Annotated in this window: 19 protein-coding genes; 10 read left to right on the top strand and 9 right to left on the bottom strand. The window is 69.9% G+C overall.

Annotated features, from left to right (window positions below):
• The first annotated feature begins 327 nt into the window (after positions 1 to 327).
• Both U3649_RS10085 and U3649_RS10080 read left to right on the top strand, forming a co-directional pair.
• A complete protein-coding gene (locus U3649_RS10085; RefSeq protein WP_407351204.1) occupies positions 328 to 924 on the top strand; it encodes a helix-turn-helix domain-containing protein in 597 nt (198 codons plus the stop codon).
• A gap of 3 nt (positions 925 to 927) precedes the next feature.
• On the top strand, positions 928 to 1,728 hold the full coding sequence (locus U3649_RS10080; protein ID WP_407351203.1) for an SRPBCC family protein: 801 nt from the start codon (positions 928 to 930) through the stop codon (positions 1,726 to 1,728).
• A 130-nt stretch (positions 1,729 to 1,858) separates the two neighbouring features.
• Here U3649_RS10080 and U3649_RS10075 read toward each other — a convergent pair whose 3' ends face one another.
• Both U3649_RS10075 and U3649_RS10070 read right to left on the bottom strand, forming a co-directional pair.
• Positions 1,859 to 2,638, bottom strand: a complete 780-nt coding sequence (locus U3649_RS10075; protein WP_407351202.1) for a LytR/AlgR family response regulator transcription factor — start codon at positions 2,636 to 2,638, stop codon at positions 1,859 to 1,861.
• Entirely contained in the window at positions 2,635 to 3,747 is a 1,113-nt protein-coding gene (locus tag U3649_RS10070; protein WP_407351201.1) for a sensor histidine kinase, read from the bottom strand. The genes U3649_RS10075 and U3649_RS10070 overlap by 4 nt, the downstream gene beginning before the upstream one ends.
• A gap of 223 nt (positions 3,748 to 3,970) precedes the next feature.
• On the opposite strand from U3649_RS10070, the gene U3649_RS10065 reads away from it, so the two are divergent.
• The gene (locus tag U3649_RS10065) at positions 3,971 to 4,333 is read left to right on the top strand and encodes a hypothetical protein (RefSeq protein ID WP_407351200.1); all 363 of its coding nucleotides are present in this window, start codon (positions 3,971 to 3,973) and stop codon (positions 4,331 to 4,333) included.
• Here U3649_RS10065 and U3649_RS10060 read toward each other — a convergent pair.
• Positions 4,314 to 4,793 (bottom strand): YciI family protein, encoded by a 480-nt coding sequence (locus tag U3649_RS10060; protein WP_407351199.1) that lies wholly within the window; start codon positions 4,791 to 4,793, stop codon positions 4,314 to 4,316. The genes U3649_RS10065 and U3649_RS10060 overlap by 20 nt on opposite strands.
• A 382-nt stretch (positions 4,794 to 5,175) precedes the next feature.
• Here U3649_RS10060 and U3649_RS10055 point away from each other — a divergent pair, with 382 nt between their 5' ends.
• From U3649_RS10055 to rlmF, 3 genes are all read left to right on the top strand, one after another.
• Complete coding sequence (locus U3649_RS10055; RefSeq protein ID WP_407351198.1) at positions 5,176 to 5,403, top strand: hypothetical protein; 228 nt, start codon at positions 5,176 to 5,178, stop codon at positions 5,401 to 5,403.
• A gap of 67 nt (positions 5,404 to 5,470) precedes the next feature.
• Positions 5,471 to 5,860, top strand: a complete 390-nt coding sequence (locus U3649_RS10050) for a glutaredoxin family protein (protein WP_407351197.1) — start codon at positions 5,471 to 5,473, stop codon at positions 5,858 to 5,860.
• A gap of 415 nt (positions 5,861 to 6,275) precedes the next feature.
• On the top strand, positions 6,276 to 7,256 hold the full coding sequence (gene rlmF, locus U3649_RS10045) for a 23S rRNA (adenine(1618)-N(6))-methyltransferase RlmF (protein WP_407351196.1): 981 nt from the start codon (positions 6,276 to 6,278) through the stop codon (positions 7,254 to 7,256).
• A gap of 80 nt (positions 7,257 to 7,336) precedes the next feature.
• Here the strand turns inward: rlmF and U3649_RS10040 are convergent, their stop codons facing one another.
• The gene (locus U3649_RS10040; RefSeq protein ID WP_407354590.1) at positions 7,337 to 8,353 is read right to left on the bottom strand and encodes a DUF5694 domain-containing protein; all 1,017 of its coding nucleotides are present in this window, start codon (positions 8,351 to 8,353) and stop codon (positions 7,337 to 7,339) included.
• 336 nt (positions 8,354 to 8,689) lie between these two features.
• On the opposite strand from U3649_RS10040, the gene U3649_RS10035 reads away from it, so the two are divergent.
• The 3 genes from U3649_RS10035 to U3649_RS10025 all read left to right on the top strand — a co-directional run bounded on the left by U3649_RS10035 (position 8,690) and on the right by U3649_RS10025 (position 12,285).
• Positions 8,690 to 9,652 (top strand): DUF2268 domain-containing putative Zn-dependent protease, encoded by a 963-nt coding sequence (locus tag U3649_RS10035; RefSeq protein WP_407351195.1) that lies wholly within the window; start codon positions 8,690 to 8,692, stop codon positions 9,650 to 9,652.
• A gap of 187 nt (positions 9,653 to 9,839) precedes the next feature.
• A complete protein-coding gene (locus tag U3649_RS10030; protein WP_407351194.1) occupies positions 9,840 to 10,943 on the top strand; it encodes an alpha/beta hydrolase in 1,104 nt (367 codons plus the stop codon).
• Positions 10,944 to 11,184: 241 nt separating this feature from the next.
• Positions 11,185 to 12,285, top strand: coding sequence for an NAD(P)/FAD-dependent oxidoreductase (locus tag U3649_RS10025; protein WP_407351193.1), 1,101 nt, complete (start codon positions 11,185 to 11,187; stop codon positions 12,283 to 12,285).
• Positions 12,286 to 12,363: 78 nt separating this feature from the next.
• Here U3649_RS10025 and U3649_RS10020 read toward each other — a convergent pair whose 3' ends face one another.
• From U3649_RS10020 to U3649_RS10005, 4 genes are all read right to left on the bottom strand, one after another.
• Positions 12,364 to 13,035: a DUF480 domain-containing protein gene (locus U3649_RS10020; protein WP_407351192.1), complete on the bottom strand. Its 672-nt coding sequence runs from the start codon at positions 13,033 to 13,035 to the stop codon at positions 12,364 to 12,366.
• Between the two features lie 107 nt (positions 13,036 to 13,142).
• The gene (locus U3649_RS10015) at positions 13,143 to 13,619 is read right to left on the bottom strand and encodes a hypothetical protein (RefSeq protein ID WP_407351191.1); all 477 of its coding nucleotides are present in this window, start codon (positions 13,617 to 13,619) and stop codon (positions 13,143 to 13,145) included.
• A 19-nt stretch (positions 13,620 to 13,638) separates the two neighbouring features.
• Positions 13,639 to 14,001 carry a DUF6152 family protein gene (locus tag U3649_RS10010; RefSeq protein WP_407351190.1) on the bottom strand — a complete coding sequence of 121 codons (363 nt, stop codon included), beginning with the start codon at positions 13,999 to 14,001 and terminating at the stop codon, positions 13,639 to 13,641.
• A gap of 61 nt (positions 14,002 to 14,062) precedes the next feature.
• Entirely contained in the window at positions 14,063 to 14,986 is a 924-nt protein-coding gene (locus tag U3649_RS10005; RefSeq protein WP_407351189.1) for a LysR substrate-binding domain-containing protein, read from the bottom strand.
• Between the two features lie 120 nt (positions 14,987 to 15,106).
• Between U3649_RS10005 and U3649_RS10000 the strand changes: the two genes are divergently transcribed.
• Positions 15,107 to 15,817, top strand: a complete 711-nt coding sequence (locus tag U3649_RS10000; protein ID WP_407351188.1) for an FMN-dependent NADH-azoreductase — start codon at positions 15,107 to 15,109, stop codon at positions 15,815 to 15,817.
• Between the two features lie 48 nt (positions 15,818 to 15,865).
• Here U3649_RS10000 and U3649_RS09995 read toward each other — a convergent pair whose 3' ends face one another.
• The gene (locus tag U3649_RS09995; protein ID WP_407351187.1) at positions 15,866 to 17,923 is read right to left on the bottom strand and encodes a right-handed parallel beta-helix repeat-containing protein; all 2,058 of its coding nucleotides are present in this window, start codon (positions 17,921 to 17,923) and stop codon (positions 15,866 to 15,868) included.
• Between the last annotated feature and the right edge of the window lie 141 nt (positions 17,924 to 18,064).

Below are 18,064 nucleotides of genomic sequence, written 5' to 3'. Positions count from 1 at the left end.
CAGCCCCCGTCGCTTCGTCGGCAGCGATCCCAGGATGGAAGGGACCGTGCTGCAACCGCTTCGTCCCACGCCGCCGATTCCAACCGCCCATGCCATAAACCTCCTTCCGATCGACCGTGTCCCCAGGTGCGCCCTGGGTGCCCGCCGGACGTGCCGGATTCACCCTCCCCGCTTCATGTTCCGTGCGTCTCTTCTTGCGAGTATGGACACGGCCGCAGCCGCCGTGCCGGTTGTCGCCGTGCGCGATGGTGGCGATGCCAGAGGCGGACGGACCAGGGCCGGGGCGGGCCTTGACAAAATTATTTGTCAGATGCGATAACGCCCCCCATGCGCGACCTCCACGTCATCGAAGCCCCGCAAACCGCCGCCCTGGTGATGGACCCGATCAAGGCGCGGCTGTTGGCCGCACTTTCGGCGCCTGCGTCGGCGGCTTCGCTCGCCGGCAAGGTGGGCCTCGCGCGGCAAAAGGTGAACTACCACCTCAGGGCGCTGGAGGAACACGGGCTGGTCGAGCCGGTCGAGGAGCGCCAGTGGGGCGGCCTGACCGAGCGGCTGGTGGTGGCGACCGCCGCCTCGTACGTCGTCTCGCCGGCCGCGCTCGGCTGCATCGGCGCCGATCCGGCGCGCAGCAACGACCGCCTGTCGGCCAGCTATCTCATCGCCCTGGCGGCCCGGATCGTGAGCGAGGTCGGCCGGCTATGGCGGACGGCGCGAACCGGGAACAAGCGGCTGGCCACCCTGTCGATCGATACGGTCATCCGGTTCAAGTCGCCCGCCGAGCGCGCTGCTTTCACCGAGGACCTGACCAACGCCGTCGCAGCGCTGGCGGCGCGCTACCACGATGAACGCACGTCGGGCGGCCGGCCGCACCGGCTCGTGGTGGCGGCCTATCCGGCGCCCGCCGGCACCAAACCAGGAGGATGAGACATGCCGATCAAGAAGGACAAGAGCGGAAAGCGCTGGGTCGAGATGGAACTGCTGGTACCCGGCACACCCGAACAAGTGTGGCAGGCGATGGCGACGGGCGCCGGCAACTCGGCCTGGTTCACCCGGACCGAGATCGAGGAGCACGTCGGCGGCACGATCCATTTCGATCTCGGCGCCATGGGCAGTTCCACCGGCGAGGTGACGGCATGGGAACCGCCGTTGCGCTTCGGCTACGTCGAGCGCGACTGGAGCGAGGGCGCGCCGCCCGTCGCCACCGAGATCACCATTACCGCCAGGTCGGGCGATCGTTGCGTGATGCGCATGGTCCACTCCTTGTTCGCGTCGTCCGACGACTGGGACGACCAGCTCGAAGGCTTCGAGGGCGGCTGGCCCGGCTTCTTCGAGGTGCTGCGGGTCTACCTCGCGCATTTCGCCGGCCGGGAGGCGGCGACCTGCGGTGCGATGGAGAGCGTCGATGCATCAGAGTCGCAGGTCTGGCGGCGACTGACCGAACTCTTCGGGACCGCCGGCGCCGATTTCGGCGACGGGATCGTGGCCCGCGAGACACCGGAGCGCCTGTCGGGCGTGATCGAACGGATCGAGCAGAGCGCCAAGCATCGTTACCAGGTCCTGCGCCTGGCCGCGCCGGGGCCCGGCGTGGCGCTGATCGGCACCTACCGATGGGGCGAGAGTACGCATGCCAGCGTCAGCCTGTATCTCTACGGCGACGACGCGAAGCGGAAGGCCGCGGCGAGCGAACCGAAGTGGCGGGCATGGCTGGAGCGGGCAGTCAAGGCGTAGCGACCGGCTGCCCCGGCTGCCACGGCAGCCCGAACGCGGCGATCAGGATCACCGCGGCGATGTTGATCCGGAAGCCGGCGCGCATCATGTCGTCGGTGGTGATGCAGTCCGGCCCATCGGGCGTTCTTCGTCACTTCTCGGACCGGGTCGATGCCAACCGCAGGAACGCCTCGTGCTGGTAACGGCTCATGCGCAGTTGCTGGCCGGTGTCCATGGTGACGATGTGGTGGCCGTTGAACCACGGATGGATCGCCTCGACGCGGCGGATGTTGACGATCGCGGAACGATGGACCCGGGCGAAATGGCGCGGATCGAGGCGCGCGGCGAGCGTGGTCATGGTCTCGCGCAGTTCGTGGACACGGTCGGCCAGGTGGATCTGCACGGTGTTGCGGCTGGCCCTGATCCAGACGATGTCGTCGACGGCGACGAAGGCGATGTGCTCGTCCACGCGCACGGGAATGCGCTCGAGGTAGTCGTCGCGCCGGCGCAGCGCATCGAGCGCCTGCAGGATCCGAGCGGTGGCCTGCTCCCCGGCGCCGCCACAGGCGCACAGGCGCGCCTTCGCGCGCTGCAGCGTGTCCGCGAAACGCTCGCGGCTGAACGGCTTGACCAGGTAGTCCACGGCGTTCGCCTCGAACGCCCGCACCGCGTACTGCTCGAACGCGGTGACGAAGACCGTCGCCGGCATGCGCGCCGCGCCGATCGTGGCGACCACGTCCAGGCCGGTGATCGCCGGCATCTGGATGTCGAGGAAGACCAGGTCCGGCGACCGGCCGCGGATCGCCTCGACGGCCGAGACGCCGTCGCCGCACTCGCCCAGCAGCTCGACGCCGGCGTCGTTGCGCAGCAGGCGCACGATCGCCTGGCGCGCGATCGGCTCGTCGTCGACGACCAGCACGCCGATGCTCATGCGGGGGCGAACTCCGGCGCGTCGTCCGGCTCCTCGAGTTCGCGGAACGGCACGCGGATGCGGCAGGCCACGCCTTCGGGCCAGATCATGTCGAGGCGGACCTCGGCGGCGCCGCCATACAGCTCCCGCAGCCGCAGCCGCGTGTTCGACAGGCCGATGCCGTGCCCGGTCGGGTCGGCGGTCCCCGCCGCGAGCGAGCTGTTGCGGTTGCGCACCTCCAGGCAGAGCGCGTCGTCTTCGCGCCGGCTCTCGATCTCGATGCAGTCGTCGCCGACACGCTGGCCGATGCCGTGGCGGATCGCGTTCTCGACGATCGGCTGCAGGATCAAGCTCGGCACCGCACAGTCGAGCGTGTCCGGGGCGATGTAGATCCGCGTCGTCAGGCGATCCTTGAAGCGGACGCGCTGGATGCCGAGGTAGAGCTCGAGCAACGTCAGTTCCTGGCGCAGGCTGATCTCCTGGCCGTCGTAGTCCTCCAGGAACGCGCGCAGCAGGTCGCTCAGGCGCAGCAGCATGTCCTCGGCCGACAGCTTGTCCTCGTCGAGCAGGGTCGCGATCGCGTGCAGCGTGTTGAACAGGAAATGCGGCTGCATCTGCGACTTCAGCGCCTGCAGGCGCGACTGTGCGAGCTCGGTGGCGAGCCGGCTCGCCTCGACCTCGCGGCGCGTCTTCTCGGCAAGGAAGTGCATTGCCTGCTGGATCGCGAGCAGTGCCCAGTATGTGAGCAGTCCGGTGGCGGCATGCTTGCTGACGAACTGCAGGAACTGTTCTGCGGCCGAGCTGGGCTCGAACGCGTTCGAGACCATCGCACCGATCACGAGCGCCAGCAAAGTCACGCCTGCGCTCGCGACCAGGTGCGTGCCCAACGCCCGTAGGCGCCGCGGGGGCTGAATCGGATGCCGCGCGGCGATGCGGAACACCAACGGCGCCAGCGCCGCCCAGGTGCCCCACTGGATCATCGACCATCGCAGATAGGCGCCCGGTGGCCACAGATGGCCGTTGATCGCATCGTGCACGACGCCCTGGGCGGCGAACACGAACACCACCAGCAGCCACAGGCCGAGATAGCCGAACAGGCCGATTTCCGTTGTGCCGAGGCGGATTTTCATCGTTGGCGGCCGGAAGGGACGCGGCCATCGTAGGTGCAGCGCAAGGCGCTGAAAAGCATTGTGGCGCGCCGCTACGATTCGCCCTCGCCTCACGACGATTCGTCCCGGACCGCTTTCCGCAGCGACGCCGATCCGGCCAGATGGGCGCGCCGGCCGGCACGCGCGATGCGCGCGCACGCCTCCGGCGGCATCTATCCCAGCTGGAGACACCGCCATGCACCCGATGCGCGCCACCGTCCTCGTCGCCTTGCTCGTCGCCGCCACGCCGGCCGACGCCGAACGCAGGCCCAAGCGTCACTTCGACATCGTCAATGCCGCGCACGACAGCGTGATATCGCTCTCGGTCGCGCCGGCGGGCAGCGATGCGTACCGGGAGGTCGCGCTTGGCGCGCCGTTGCGCGGCGGCCTCGGATCGACGACCGTGGCACTTCCCAGCGGCGGCTGCCTGCGCGATTTCCGCCTGGTGTTCCGCGACGGCCGCACGCTGATCTACCCCGCCATCGACATCTGCCGCCGCGGCCGCCTGCGCTTGACGGCGAAGGACGGCAGGCAGGACGGGCGAGCGCTCAGGGCGCCTTCGCCGTGATCCTGGCGTGGATGTCCGGGATCATCACCGCGGCCGCCGAGCCGTACCAGCGGTGGTATTCGGCGACCATCTCGCCCTGGACGATGACCGGGTCGGTCTCGGTGAGGCGGCGGGCCTCGTCGAGGTCGTCGACCGCCAGCAGGAACAGCCCGCGCCAGCCCGCCGGATCCTCGGAGAACGGGCCGGCCAGCACCAGCTTCCCCTCGTCCGACAGCCGCTGTATGTTGGCGAAGTGGCCGGCGAACATGGTCTTGCGCGCCTCGCCGTCGGGCACCCGGGCGGGCCCGGTCTTCAGGATCACCAGCACGTAGCTGCGCATGCCCAGCTCGTCCGCGCCCAGGCGCTGCGCGAGCGCGGCGTCGTGGATCGACGGCTCCGATGCCGGTGCCTGCGCCCACGCCGGCATCGAAGGCAGCAGCGCCAGGCTCGCGGCCAGCAGGAACAGGTGGACGGCACGCATGGCGGACTCCGGGCGGGCACCTCCGGCAAGCTTACGCCCGGCGGGGCCGCCGCGCACGGCGTCATCGCAGCGCTCCCTGCCTGCGCGCGCCGCTTTCGGGGCGGCGCCTGCAGCCACCGGGGCGGCGAGCCACCCCATCCTCACGCCTGGGTGCGAAAACCCGTCTCGAGGCCGCCAGCCGTCGCATTCCGGGTCGATCACCTGCAGATCGGTCGCCTGCAGCGAACGAGATCACAGAAACGCGCACCGACGCCGCGCGCGCGGCGGTTTTCACGACATGGTCACGGATTCGGGGGAAACGCGGTGCTACTAACGGAGCGCCGCGCACGGGTTGCGCCACGGGCCCGGTTTCGCGGTCCAAGCCACGACACGGAGACAGGTCATGAGCATCAAGTCACGAATCTTTACCGCAGCCCTCTGCGCGACCGCGCTGGCGGGCGGGTTCAGCCTGACGGCATGGGCAGCGTCCAACTGGTGCGAGGAATGCCACATCCAGTGCGCGATCGAATACCAGACCTGCCTGAACAACGGGCAGTGGACGGAAGCGCAGTGCCGGGAGTCGTATCGGACCTGCATCATCTATACCTGCAACAACTGCATCATTCCCTAGCCGGCCGGCAATGGGGGGCCGCTTCCGGGCCCCCTTTTTGACTGCCGCGAAGCCGCCGGGCCGACCGATGAAAAGAATCCACTTGATCGCCGTCGCCGTCTGCGTGCTCGCCGGCGCCGGCGCCGGCTTCGCCTACCAGGAGCTGCGCGCTCCGCCGTCCTCCGCCGTCGTGCAGACCGGCGACTACAGCGCCTACCTCCCGGAAGACGGCAGGAAGGTCGTTTTCTATTCGCTGTCCACCTGCCAGTTCTGCAATCTCACCAGGGCGCTGCTGGAAGAGAATGCCGTCGCCTACGACGAACGGAAGCTGGACGCCGACGAGGCTTTCCTCGAACAGGCGCATGCCCTGAACGCGCGCTCGGTGCCGCTGCTGCTCGTCGGCGGCCACAAGATCGAGGGCTATGACGAGGCGCGGATCCTCGCGGTCCTTGAACAGGAGCGCTTCCTGGAGCGCTAGCGCCGGCGACCGCGGCTGCCGCTGCAGAAGAACGCGGGGTCGAGTTCGAACCAGCCGCGCTCGGCGTTCACGCGCAGGTTGCGGATACCGCCTGCCTCGTAGCCGGTGCTGCAGTGGGCAACGACGCCGCCCGGAAACCGGAGGTCCAGGCGGATCGGCCGGCAGCGCGAATCACCGCCACATGGGCCGAACGCAGTACTCTGCCCATGGGATTCCCCCGGTTTCCTCCGCTCGATGCGATTGTTCGTCACTCCGTCCTTCAGAATGGAGTCGGGGGATCCATTCGCCGCCCGGCAAAGCCACGGCCAAGGCGCCCCTCGATCCCCTTTTCAAACGGGAAGACGTGCCAAGCGGGCTGGGAAGCTCAGGTTCAACCGCCCGTTTCGCTTCACTTCGTATCCAATCCAGTCGGCACATGAAGCCTCCACCCGGAAGACCCGCCAAGACGCGCGCTTCGTTGCACCCCCGCAACCGGCACCAGGGCCGGTACGACTTCACGCGACTGACGCAGGCATCCCCGGCGCTGTCGGAGTTCCTCGTCACCTCGCCGGCGGACGACACCAGCATCGACTTCGGCAATCCGGATGCGGTGCGCGCATTGAACCGCGCGCTGCTCGAGCTCGATTACGGCATCGCGCACTGGGACATCCCCGACGGCTACCTGTGCCCACCGGTCCCGGGCCGCGCCGACTACCTGCATGGGCTGGCCGACCTGCTGGCCGAAGACGGCGGCGGGACCATCCCGCGCGGGCCCGCGATCCGCGTGCTCGACATCGGCGTGGGCGCCAACTGCATCTACCCGCTGCTGGGCCACGCCGACTACGGCTGGCAGTTCGTCGGCACCGAGATCGACGCCACGGCGGTGCGCGCGGCAGCCGCCATCGTGCAGGCCAACGGCCTGGGCCAGGCGATCGAGCTGCGCCACCAGCCCGCGCGCGGCAGCCTCTTCGCCGGCGTGGTGCACGACGACGAGCGCTTCGACCTGAGCCTGTGCAACCCGCCGTTCCATGCATCCGCGCAGGACGCCGCGTGCGGCAGCCGGCGCAAGTGGCGCAAGCTCGACAGGACTGCTGCGCAAGGCGCGACGCACGCATCCACGCCGTCGCTGAACTTCGGCGGCCAGGCCAACGAGCTGTGGTGCACCGGCGGCGAAGCGTCGTTCGTGCGCCGCATGGTCCGGGAGAGCGCCGGCATCCCGGGCCAGGTGCTGTGGTTCAGCACGCTCGTCTCGAAGTCCGAGCACGTCGCCGACGTGCACAAACAGCTGCGGAAAGCCGGCGCGCGGGACGTGCGCGAGGTGGCGATGGCACAGGGCAGCAAGCAAAGCCGGTTCGTCGCCTGGACGTTCCTGGACGCCGGTCAGCGCCGGGCGTGGCTGGAAAAGGGGCGGCGGTAACCCATCGCACCTGCGTCGGCGCCATTATCCGGATCCGCACAGCCGCGCCCGCGACGCTGCCGACCAGCGGCGGCATCCGGTCACTCCAGTACCTGCCTCGCGTCGACGATCTCCACGCCCTGCATCTGCCCCAGCCAGCTGTCGAACCACGGCTTGTGCGAGGCGCCGACGATCGACAGTACGCGTGCGCGGGGGCGTTCGCGGAACGCCTCGCGGATGTTGGCGACCATGCGCAGGTTGCGGATTTCCCAACCCGCCACCCAGATCTGCGGGTAATCCTGTGGCGACTTCGCCCGCATGGCGGCGCCGGCATTGACGTCGGCGAGCACCCTCAGGTGTTCCGGGTGGTTGATGTAGCGGTACAGCGGCAGCAGGTCACGGCCTTGCGACAAGGCCCGTTCCTGCTCCACGCGTGCGTTCAATTCCGCCCTGCCCGCATCCCAGGCTTGCTCGATCGCCTGGCCGAACGCCTGCACATCCGCGACGTCGACGTTGTCACCGGTGTGGTTGTCGACGGCATGGATCCGCTGCAGGCCCAGTCTCGCGGCCAGGCGCGCGCCCACCTGGTAGTTCTCGTTGTTGCGCGTCGCCAGCTGGTTCAGCGACGCCACCAGCGCGTCGTCCAGCCCATCGCCCGCGCGGCGCTCCGATTCGGGCAGTTGCAGCCATTGCACGAGTGCGGATGCGCGATCGTTGGCGGCCAGAAACAGCGTGGCAAGTTGCCGCCGTTGCGCGGACGCAGGCTGCTCGGGCCAGGTCTCGAGCGTCCTGTTCACCGCGGCGATGGCGGCGGGCACGTCCAGTCCGGTCGCGGCCTTTGCCGCGTCGGTATCGGCACAGTAATCGCTCCCGTACACGGTGGGATGCCGGGCGGCCAGGTCGCACTCCTCACCGGAAATCGCTTCGATGGTGATGACGTCCGGATTGAACGCGGCAAGCCGGTCCAGCACCGGGTCCAGCGACTCGGGCCGGAAGTCCTCCGGCATCCCGCTCAGATGCACCGTGCCCAGCACCAGTACCTGCGCGCGCGGCCCGGCCATGTCGTGGTCGAGTGCCGTCAGATCGGCCTGCGCCTGGACCACGGCCGGACCGGCCATCGCCAACAGCCAACCCCACTTCGCCCATCGCTTGCTCACGCACGACTTCCTGCAATGCCTATTCGAACCCCGATCCTTGCAAAGCAGAGGCCAAACACGCCTGTGACATTCGACATGGTGCCTTCCCGCTCGGGCGGTAGCCGATGGATCCAGCAACAATCAGCTTTCCTCGGCAAGCGATGTTGCCTCCGCCGCATCGGCAAGCCGATCCGGACATCCGGCAAAGTTCGTCGACGGCTCATCGGGCTTGCGACAGCGGCCAGAGTTGAACTTCGACACGGCCCGGGAATAGTCGGATCCAAGCCTGTTCTTCCACACCAGAGACTGCGCACGCTCATGAATCCGACCGCATCGTTCGCCCCATTGCTCGCGCTCGCCGTGCTGGCCTGCGCAACCCGATCGGTATCGGCACAGGAGACACCCGCGGCCGGCGCGGGCGCGGCGACATCGCCGGCGGTCGTGATCGAGGACGTGGAACGCTTCTATCGCATCTACGACGCCGCCGACGGCAAGCCCACCGCCGAACAGCTGCAGCGCGACTATCTCGATCCGGGCTCCGAAGGCCTGCACCAGTTCGCCAAGCGGCGCGACATCACCGGCGCCAGGATCGCCGACACCCTGGGCAAGCGGCCGGACCTGTATGCCGGCGCCAAGCGCTGCATGCGCGTACTGCCGCAGGTGCGCCAGCGGTTGAGCCGGGCCCTGCACACGCTCGGCGAGCTGTATCCCGAGGCGTACCTGCCGCCGGTGACGATCGCAGTCGGCCGCGGCAAGCCGGTGGGCATCGGCTACCCCGACACCGGCCTGCAGATCGGCCTCGAGGCCCTGTGCGCGGTGGAGTGGCTCAATCCCGACCTGGAGGACCGGTTCGTGCACGTGATCGCGCACGAGTACGCGCACGTGCAGCTGGCGCCGGAGACGGCCGATCTCGAGCAACCGACGGTGCTCGAGCGCTCCCTGGTCGAAGGCGCCGCCGAGTTCGCGGCCGAGTTGGCGTCCGGCAACGTTGCGTACTCGCATTTCGATGCACTGACGCGTGGCCGCGAGTTGGAGATCGAAACCGCGTTCGAGACCGACATGAACAAGACTGACACCAGCGCATGGCTCGACAACAGCAGCGTGGAGAAGCCGGGCGACCTCGGCTACTGGGTCGGCTACCGGATCGTCAAGGCCTACTACCGGCGCGCCGCCGACAAGCGCCGGGCGCTGCGCGAGATTCTGCGGATGCAGGATCCGAAGGCCTTCCTCGCGGAGAGCGGCTGGTATCCGGGGATCCTGTTGGACGGGAAGGAGCGTTAAGGCCGCCGCCTCCCCTGTTCGGGGCGCAAGTCGCCGTCGGCCGCACCGCCGGAATCGGACTCGGCACGGTCTTTCCCGGCCTCGATCCTGAACGGACAGGTTCCTGTCATCTCAGTGTCATCGTGTTGCGATAGAGCGCGCCCGGCGCACCCGCTAGTCTGCGCGGCCGTTTCCGAGACGATCCGCAATGCTGCGCTTTGCCGTTCCGCTTGCCGCCTGCCTGCTCGCCGCGGGCTTCTCGTCATGGCCGGGACTGTCCGCATCGCTGGCCGGGCACCTGATCGCACCCGACGGCACCTCCCCGCTGTTGCCGGCCGCGCGCCTCGACGCGGCATTCGCGCGGTTGCCGGACCGGAGCGGCCGGGTCACCACCAGGGCCGGCGTGCCGGTGTTCTGGCGCGCGATCGATCCCGGGGACTATCGCCTCCGCGCGACCTGGCCGCACGACCGGACGCGGGGGGACACCTTCCCCACGCTCGAGTTCGACGTGCCGGCCGTGCCCGCGCCGGCGCCGCGCGGCACCGTGGTGCTGCTGCACGGTTGGATGATGAACGGCGATTCGCTGTTGCCATGGGCACTGCGCCTGGGCGAGGCCGGATACCGCACCATCGCGATCGACCTGCGCAACCACGGCCGTTCCGGCCGGGCGCCGTCGGGCTACGGCACGCGCGAGGCGGCGGACGTGGTCGACGTGGTGGCCGCGCTGCGCGCGCGCGGCGAGATCGTCGGGCCGCTGCACGTGCTCGGCGTGTCCTACGGCGCGGCCACCGCGATCTTCGCCGCCGCCGATCCGCGCCTGCGGGCCGAGCGCGTCGTAGCGCTGGAGTCGTTCGCCGTGGCGGGCACCGCGATCCGCGACATGGTGCCGCACATGCTCGACAACGGCCCTGCCACCTGGAGCGAGCGGATGGCACGGCGGTGGATGCACTGGCGGCTGGATGCTGCGGTGCTGGACGCGGCGATCGACCAGGCCGGCGCGACGCTGGACCTGCCGCTCGACGCCGTCGACGTCGGCGCGGCGCTCGCGCAGGTGCCCTGTGCGCTGCTGGTGCACGGCGACGCCGACCGCCACGTCCCGGTCGCGCACGGCCGCGCGCTGGCCGCCGCGGCCCCGCATGCGCGCTATCTCGAGGTGCCGGGCGAGGACCATCTCGGCCTGCCGATGCGGCTGGACGTGCTGGCACCGATCGTCGTCGACTGGTTCGATGGGCCGGCCTGCCCCGGCTCGGTGCTGGCCGGAACAGAGTCGCCGACGCCGACTGAGCGCGGCAAGCGACCGCCCGCGCGGTAAACCCCGCCGTAGAGCGGAGCTTGCTCCGCTGCGCCGGCGCCGGCGCCGGGCCCGCGTCGAGAGCAGCCGAGCAAGCTCGGCTCTACGGGGGGCGGAAACGAGGACCACGGAACGTACGCCGCATGCTGTGGGCCATGCACACGTCGACGGCGCCCGCGACTTCAAACTCGCTTCACATTCCCCCCGTCACGGCTTCGCACGGCATCGATATCGTCCGCGGCGTTCCTTCCCCGGAGCGCCGATGGACAACGCGACACTCTCTTCCACTCCCGATGTCGTCGTGGTGGGCGCCAGCTTCGCCGGTGCCGCCTGCGCCATCGCCGCCGCGCAGCGTGGGCTGCGCGTGTGCGTACTCGAGCGCAAGCGCGACCCCGGCGAGAAGCTGCGCACCACCGGCATCATCGTGAAGGAAGCCGCCGAGCGGACCCTGCTCAACCGGATTCCCGCCGCGATGACGCGGCGCATCGAACAGGTGCGCCTGTACGCACCGAGCTTGAAGCAGGTCGCCCTGGCCGCGCCGGGCTACTACTTCCTCACCACCGATACGCCGGCCGTCATGCGCTGGCTCGCAGGGCAGCTGCGCACGCACGGGGTGGACCTGCGCCTGGGCAGCGCATTTACCGCGGCCGAACGCGATGCCCACGGCTGGCGGGTGGACGGCGTGGGCGCCACGCGCTACCTGGTCGGCGCCGACGGTGCACGCTCGCGCGTGGCCCGGCGCTGCGGCCTGGGCGAGGTGCGGCAGTTCCTCTACGGCGTCGAATACGAGTTCCCCGGCGCCACCCTGGCGCGGCCGGAGGCGTTGCACTGCTTCGTCAGCAAGCGCTACGCGCCCGGCTACATCGGCTGGATCGCACAGAGTCCCACCGGCGTCCAGGCCGGCCTGGCGCTGCGCCACGATCCGTCGCGCGCGCGCGTGCCCGACATCGACGGCTTCCTGTTGCGCGTCGGCCAGGCGGGTGGGCTGCCGCGCCATCTGAGGCCGGGGCATACCCGTGCCGGGCTGATCCCGTGCAGCGGCCCCGTTTTCGACATGGCCCGCGACGGCGCCATCCTCGTCGGCGACGCCGCCGGCATCGTCTCGCCGGTCACCGCGGGCGGCATCCATTCCGCATGGGAGCACGGCTGGAGCGTCGGCCGCGCCATCGCCGCGCACCTGCGCGATGGCGGACCGCCGCCGGAACAGGTCGCCATCGACGCCGCCCCGCGCTTTCGCGCCAAGCGCGCCCTGCGCTGGGCCTACGACCGCCTGCAGTTCGACTGGCCCTTCGACCTGCTGCTGCACTCGCCGCCGTTGCGCTGGGCGGCGGAGCAGGTGTACTTCCACAAGCGCGGACATTGAGGCGGGACGAGCTCGCCTCGGGCCGGAGCGCATCGCGATCCGTCGTTTTCGACCCGGACCCTCTCCCCTTTCGGCGTTTCAGCCGCCGTCCGATCCTGCGCGTAGCTTCGCGATCTGCTCGCGCAGTTCCGCCATTCCGGCTTCCAGCGCCAGCAAGCGCGCCTCGACTGTCGAGGCCGGCGTTTCAGCCGCGGCGCGCGCCGGCGCGCGCGCGGCGATGGCATCGGTGTCCACCGGGCCCGAGAGCAGGTGGGCGTAACGGTCCTCGCGCTGGCCGAGGCCGCGCGGCACCAGCACGGCCAGGGCGGGTTGCCGCTGGCCCAGGCGATCGAGGTGGTGGCGCACGTCCTCGGCGTCGGAGAACCCGCACAGGCGTTCGCTGCGCGCCAGCAGTTCATGGACCGTCTGCGGGCCACGCAGCAGCAGCAGGGCCAGCAATACGACCTGCTGCTGGGGCAGGCTGAAGCAGGCGCCGACGCGGTGCTCGTAGCGCTCGGCGCGCGTGGAGAACACCTGCTTGGCCAGCCCTTTCTGCTCCAGCTGGCGCAGGGCGTGGTGCACCGTGCCGGGATCGAGCGCCATCATCGGGTCGCGCGCGGTCTTCTGGTTGGCGGCCGCCTGCGCGGCGTTGACGGTCAGAGGATAGATGTCGGGCGTGGTCGCTTCCTTTTCGACCAGGCAGCCCAGCACGCGGGATTCCTCGGGCGAAAGCACGGGCGGTTCTGCACGTTCGGCGTGATCGGATTCCACGGGTATTGACGTCCTCGAACCGGGCCACGTATTGAACACGCCGCGGCCGCACCCTGCAATCGATCGCGAATGAAGCGCGGGCAGGCGCCGCTCCAAGCCGGTGCCGATCAGACGTATGCGATCAGGCGCCCGGCCACCAGGATCGCCGACCACAGCAGGATCGACAGCAGCGCCGACGCGCGTGCCGACAGCCGCCCCCGGCGGTCCCAGTGCGGCAGGTGGCGCGCGAAGGCGAAACGGAACAGCGCGGCATTGGCCACGGCAAGGGCCAGCGCCAGCAGCTTGAACTGCATCAGCCGGTTGCCGATCAGCGCCGTGGCGTCGGCCGCGAACAGGGCGATGCCGCTCGCCGCCGACAGCAGCAGCCCGGCCATGGCGAACGGGATGAGCGCGACGGAGACGGCCTCCGGCGCGAAGCTCTTGCCGAAACCGAGGAGCCGCAGGTCGAGCAGGACGATCGGGCCGACCAGAAGCGCCAATCCGACCAGGTGCGCGACGTTCACCAGCGCGTAGCTCCAGCCGCCCCGCATCCATGTGCCGAGCGCCGACGCTTCCAGCGCGGCCGCGAACGGCGCGAGATCCATGCGGCCCGAACGCCTGCGGTCAGCGCAGTTCGATGGTCTTGCCGTCGACCACGATGCGTTCGGCGCGCAGCTCGCGCGTGCCGTCCAGGCGCGGATAGCCCTCGATGGTGATGGTCTTGCCGACGACGAGCGCGTCGTCGGCCAGGCCGCGCGAGGTCATGCGCGCGACCGGCGCCAGCACCACCTGCCAACGCTCTCCGTCGTGATCGACGGCGACCTCGGCATGCGGGTTGCGGATCCGCACTTCGGCCAGGGCGGCGTCGAAGCGCATGACCTGCTCGGCGTCGTAGGAACTCCAGCCGTGATGGGCGAGCACGGGCAAGGCCAGCGCGGAGGCGAGCAACGCGAGGAGAAGAAGCAGGCGGCGGGTGGCGTTTCGCATGAGGCGCATTCCGGTCGGGGCGTCCGTATTCGGTAGCACAGTCGACGTTAAGGCGAGGCAGTCAGCCGTGCCGGACCGCCGTCAGCGCTCGCTGCGTCGGCAAGGCCAATGGCGGCAGGGCCAGGACCCAGTCGCGCAGGGTGGTCAGCCAGCAGTCCTCGCGCACGTGCTCGGGATGGACCAGGTGGAACGGCTCGGCCTGCAATTCCGGGCCGAACGGGCGCACCAGCGAACCGCCACGCAACTCGTCCGCGACCAGGGCCAGGCTCATCAGGGCGACGCCCTGCCCGGCGAGCGCGGCGGAAATGGCGTGGGTTTCATCGGAAAAGACGGGGCCGGCTTCGGCGTCGAGGTCCGCCACGCGTGCCTGGCGCTGCCAGGCCGGCCAGTCGACCGGCGCGCTGCGCGCGCCCGGCGGCGCGAAATGCAGCAGGGTGTGGCGCGGCAGCTCGCCCGGGTCGCGCAGCCCCAGCATGGGGCTGCACACCGGCGCGAACACGTTGTCGAACAGCTTGCACGCGAGCAGCCCCGGCCAGCGGCCGCTGCCGTAGCGGATCGCCACGTCCGCCTCCACGCCGTCCAGCGGCACCGGCTCGTGCGAGACATGGATGCGCAGGTCCAGGCCGGGGCAGGCCTCGCGCAACTGCGGCAGGCGCGGCAGCAGCCAGCGCGAGGCCACCGCCGGCGTGGCGCTCAGGGTCAGGCTGCGCCGCTGCGGCGCGCGCACGCGATCGACCGCGGCGGCGATCGCGCCGAACGCCCCGGTCAGCGCACGCTGGAGTTCCTGACCCTGCGGCGTCGGCAGCAACTGGCGCGGCCGGCGCACGAACAGCGCATGGCCGAGTTCGTCCTCGAGCTGGCGGATCTGGTGGCTGATCGCCGCCGGCGTGACGGACAACTCTCCCGCGGCGTGCTTGGCGCTGCCCAGGCGGGCGGTGGCTTCGAACGCGCGCAGCGCCGACAGGGATGGCAGGCGACGGCTCATGAGTGAATTTTTCTAATTCATTCCCGAAGAAAAGATCGTTTGTCGTATGCAACCACGGCCCCTAGCGTACTCCACATCGCACGACGCGTGAACGATCCTAACCCTAATGAGGAGCCCGCAATGACCCGCCTGCTGCACCTGGACGCCAGCGCCCGCCCCGGCCGTCGTGGCGTCGACCCGCACGGTTCGCACACCCGCGCCCTGACCCATCGCTTCGTCGCCCGCTGGCGTACCGCGCGGCCGCACGACCCGGTGCGCTACCGCGATCTCGGCGCCGCCCCGCCGCGCCTGGTCGACCACGACTGGATCCGCGCCGAGTTCACCCGCCGCGACGCGCGCGAGCCGTGGATGGCCGAGCGGCTGGCCGACAGCGACGCCATGGTCGACGAACTGATCGACAGCGACCTGCTGGTGATCGGGGCGCCGCTGTACAACTTCGGCATGCCCGCGCCGCTCAAGGCGTGGATGGACGGCATCGTGCGCATCGGGCGCACCGTGGTGTTCGACCCTTCGCGCGGCGACGACCCTTACGTGCCGCTGCTGACCGACCGGCCGCGACGGGTGGTCCTGCTGTCGTCCCGCGGCGGATACGGCATGGACGAAGGCGGGCCGCTGGCGCATATGAACCATCTCGACCCGCACCTGCGCACCGCGCTCGGATTCATCGGCATCCACGACCTGCGCTGCATCGCGATCGAGAACGAGGAGTTCGGCGGCGAACGCCTTGCCGCATCGGTCGCCGCGGCGCAGGCGAAGGTCGACCGCCTGGTCGATGCCCTGCTGGCCGAGACCGCGGCACCCGCCGCGCCCCGGCAACCGCTGCCGGCCTGATGCAATGGCGCCCGCAGGCCGGCCGCTTACACCCGGCCGCCTACCGCGCTAGGGCTGGACGGCCTCGATGCTCAGGTCGTCGAGGTGGAACGACGTGCCGGCACTCCCCGACCCGACCAGGACCACCAGCACCGAACTCGTGCCCGCGGGCGCCTCCACGGTGGCGCTCGCCTGTTGCCAATCGGCGCTCGAGGCCGGCAACGCGACGACGCTGGAAGCCAGCACGCGTCCATCTTCCGCACGCCAGTCCAGCACCAGTCTCGGGTTGACGGGCACGCCGGTGCCTGCCCTGGCCCAGACACTCACCGATTTGGCGCCGGGCGAGGCGACGTAGCCCGGATAGTTCGCCACCTCCACGCCCCAGTAGGCATCGGCGATCTCCACCCGCAGGCCGTGGCTGCCGCCGTGCGCCTGCTCCGCGCTGCGGGCGACGGCCGCGCCGTACCAGCCGTTCCACAGGCCCAGCGAACCCTCCAGCGTCGCGGTGTCCGGGTCGACCAGGTTCCCGGTCGGGCCGGGACCGCCGCCGCCCTGGTCGCTGGTGCTGCCCGCGTCCTGCAGGTACGGCGCGGCCTGCCATGCGGCGAAGCCGATGCGCTCGCCCCAGCGCTTGGCGAACTTCCACGGGCCGTAGTAGTGGTTGCCGGCGAACCTGTTGTTGGCGTTGAACATCACCTCGTCCTGCACGCCAGCGACCGTATAGGGCGACCAGGGAAGATTGTCGGCGCCGGTGGCGATCAGCGCCTGCACGCCGCAGTAGCCGGCGCCCGCGCAGGGGACGACCCCGGGATCGAAGTGGAACTCGTTGCCGGTCACCTCGATCTCGCGGGATCGCCAGCGGCAGTCCGTGAGATAGGGTTCGCTGTCGATCTGCGCGTAGCACGGGTGGCCGGCGTTGATCGGATCGACGTAATCGTAGTCGTGCGGCCCGGGGATCAGCGTCGGACGCACGAGCGGCGTGCAGTAACCCTTGCTGGTATTGCCGTTGGAATTGCAGAAGCGGTTGGGGTTCTCGTAGATCGACACGCCCGAGAAGTTGTTCTCGAAGTAGTTGTCGTGGACCCGGATCTTGGCGGCACCGGACACCGCACTGGACAGGCGCGGATCGCCGCCCGACTCGGACAGGTACACGGCGGGCGCCGGCGATCCCTGGTTGCGCTGGCCCTTCACCCAGGCATTGTTCAGCAAGGTATTGCCGCGGATGGTGGCGTTGTAGCTGATCTCGTACCAGATGCCTTCGTCGTCGTTGTCGGCGATGTAGTTACCTTCGAACAGGAAGTCGATGTTGTTGGTATCCGCCCACAGGCCGACGCTCTTGTTGTCGTGCACCCAGTTGTGGGTGACGCGCGCGCCCTCGACGTCCCAGAACTTGCCGCCGCCGGTGCAGCCGCAGCCGGGCTCGAGGGTTTCCCAGTCGTCGGTGTTGTTGCCGGCGATCTCGTTGTGGTCCAGCACGATGTTCTTGATCGCCGAATCGCCCTCGACCGGCGGCTTGTACATGCTGAATCCGTACTGGCCGTTGTCCTTCAGGCAGTTGTAGCGCACCGTGTTGTCGCTGCCGAGGAAAACGCCGGCGCCGTCGTTGTCGGAAATGGTGTTGTACTCGATCAGCCAGCCGTCGCCGGCGTCGTGGTTCACCACGCCCTCGTTGTTGTTGTCCAGGCCGCGGCCGAAGTTGCGGACGGTGAGGTGGCGGATCGTGACGTTGCGCGCGCGGCCGGTGAACGCGTAGAGATTGCGGTTGCGCCCGTCGATGACCGCGCCCGGAGCACCGACGTAGGTCGCGCCGTCGCGGGCGATGATCTGGCCGTAGAGATCGTCGCCCAGCGTGTGCACGCCTGGCGCGAACCAGAAGGTCGCGCCGGGGCGGTTGAAGTCGAAGCCGCTATGGTCCCCCGCCGGCACGACCACCGCGCCGTCGGGAGGCGCCTCCGGCCCGGCGAGCAGCGCGGTGTTGCCGCAGATCCGCGCCGGCGGCTCTGCCGGCCACTGCAAGCTTGCAGCCGGACGTTGCACCGCGGCCACGGGCACGGCGACGCCCAGCACGAAGATGGACGAGGCGGCGCCCAGGACCTTGGCCGCCTTTCCGAGCCTGGAAAGCGGCATGCGTTGACTGATGCTCACGTGGATCCCCCTGGTCGCGTGATGAGTGCGGAAGCGCTAGGCCGCGCTTCCCGCGGCGCGAACACTCTGCCATCGGCACCGACCGCGAGAACGGCAACTGCGTCACGGTCCCCGATGAAGGAG

The organism is Luteimonas sp. R10 (assembly GCF_045689605.1).
In the GTDB taxonomy this organism is placed as follows: Bacteria; Pseudomonadota; Gammaproteobacteria; order Xanthomonadales; family Xanthomonadaceae; genus Luteimonas.
The sequence above is the reverse complement of the archived record's forward strand: the minus strand, read 5'-3'. Positions and strand labels throughout refer to the sequence as shown.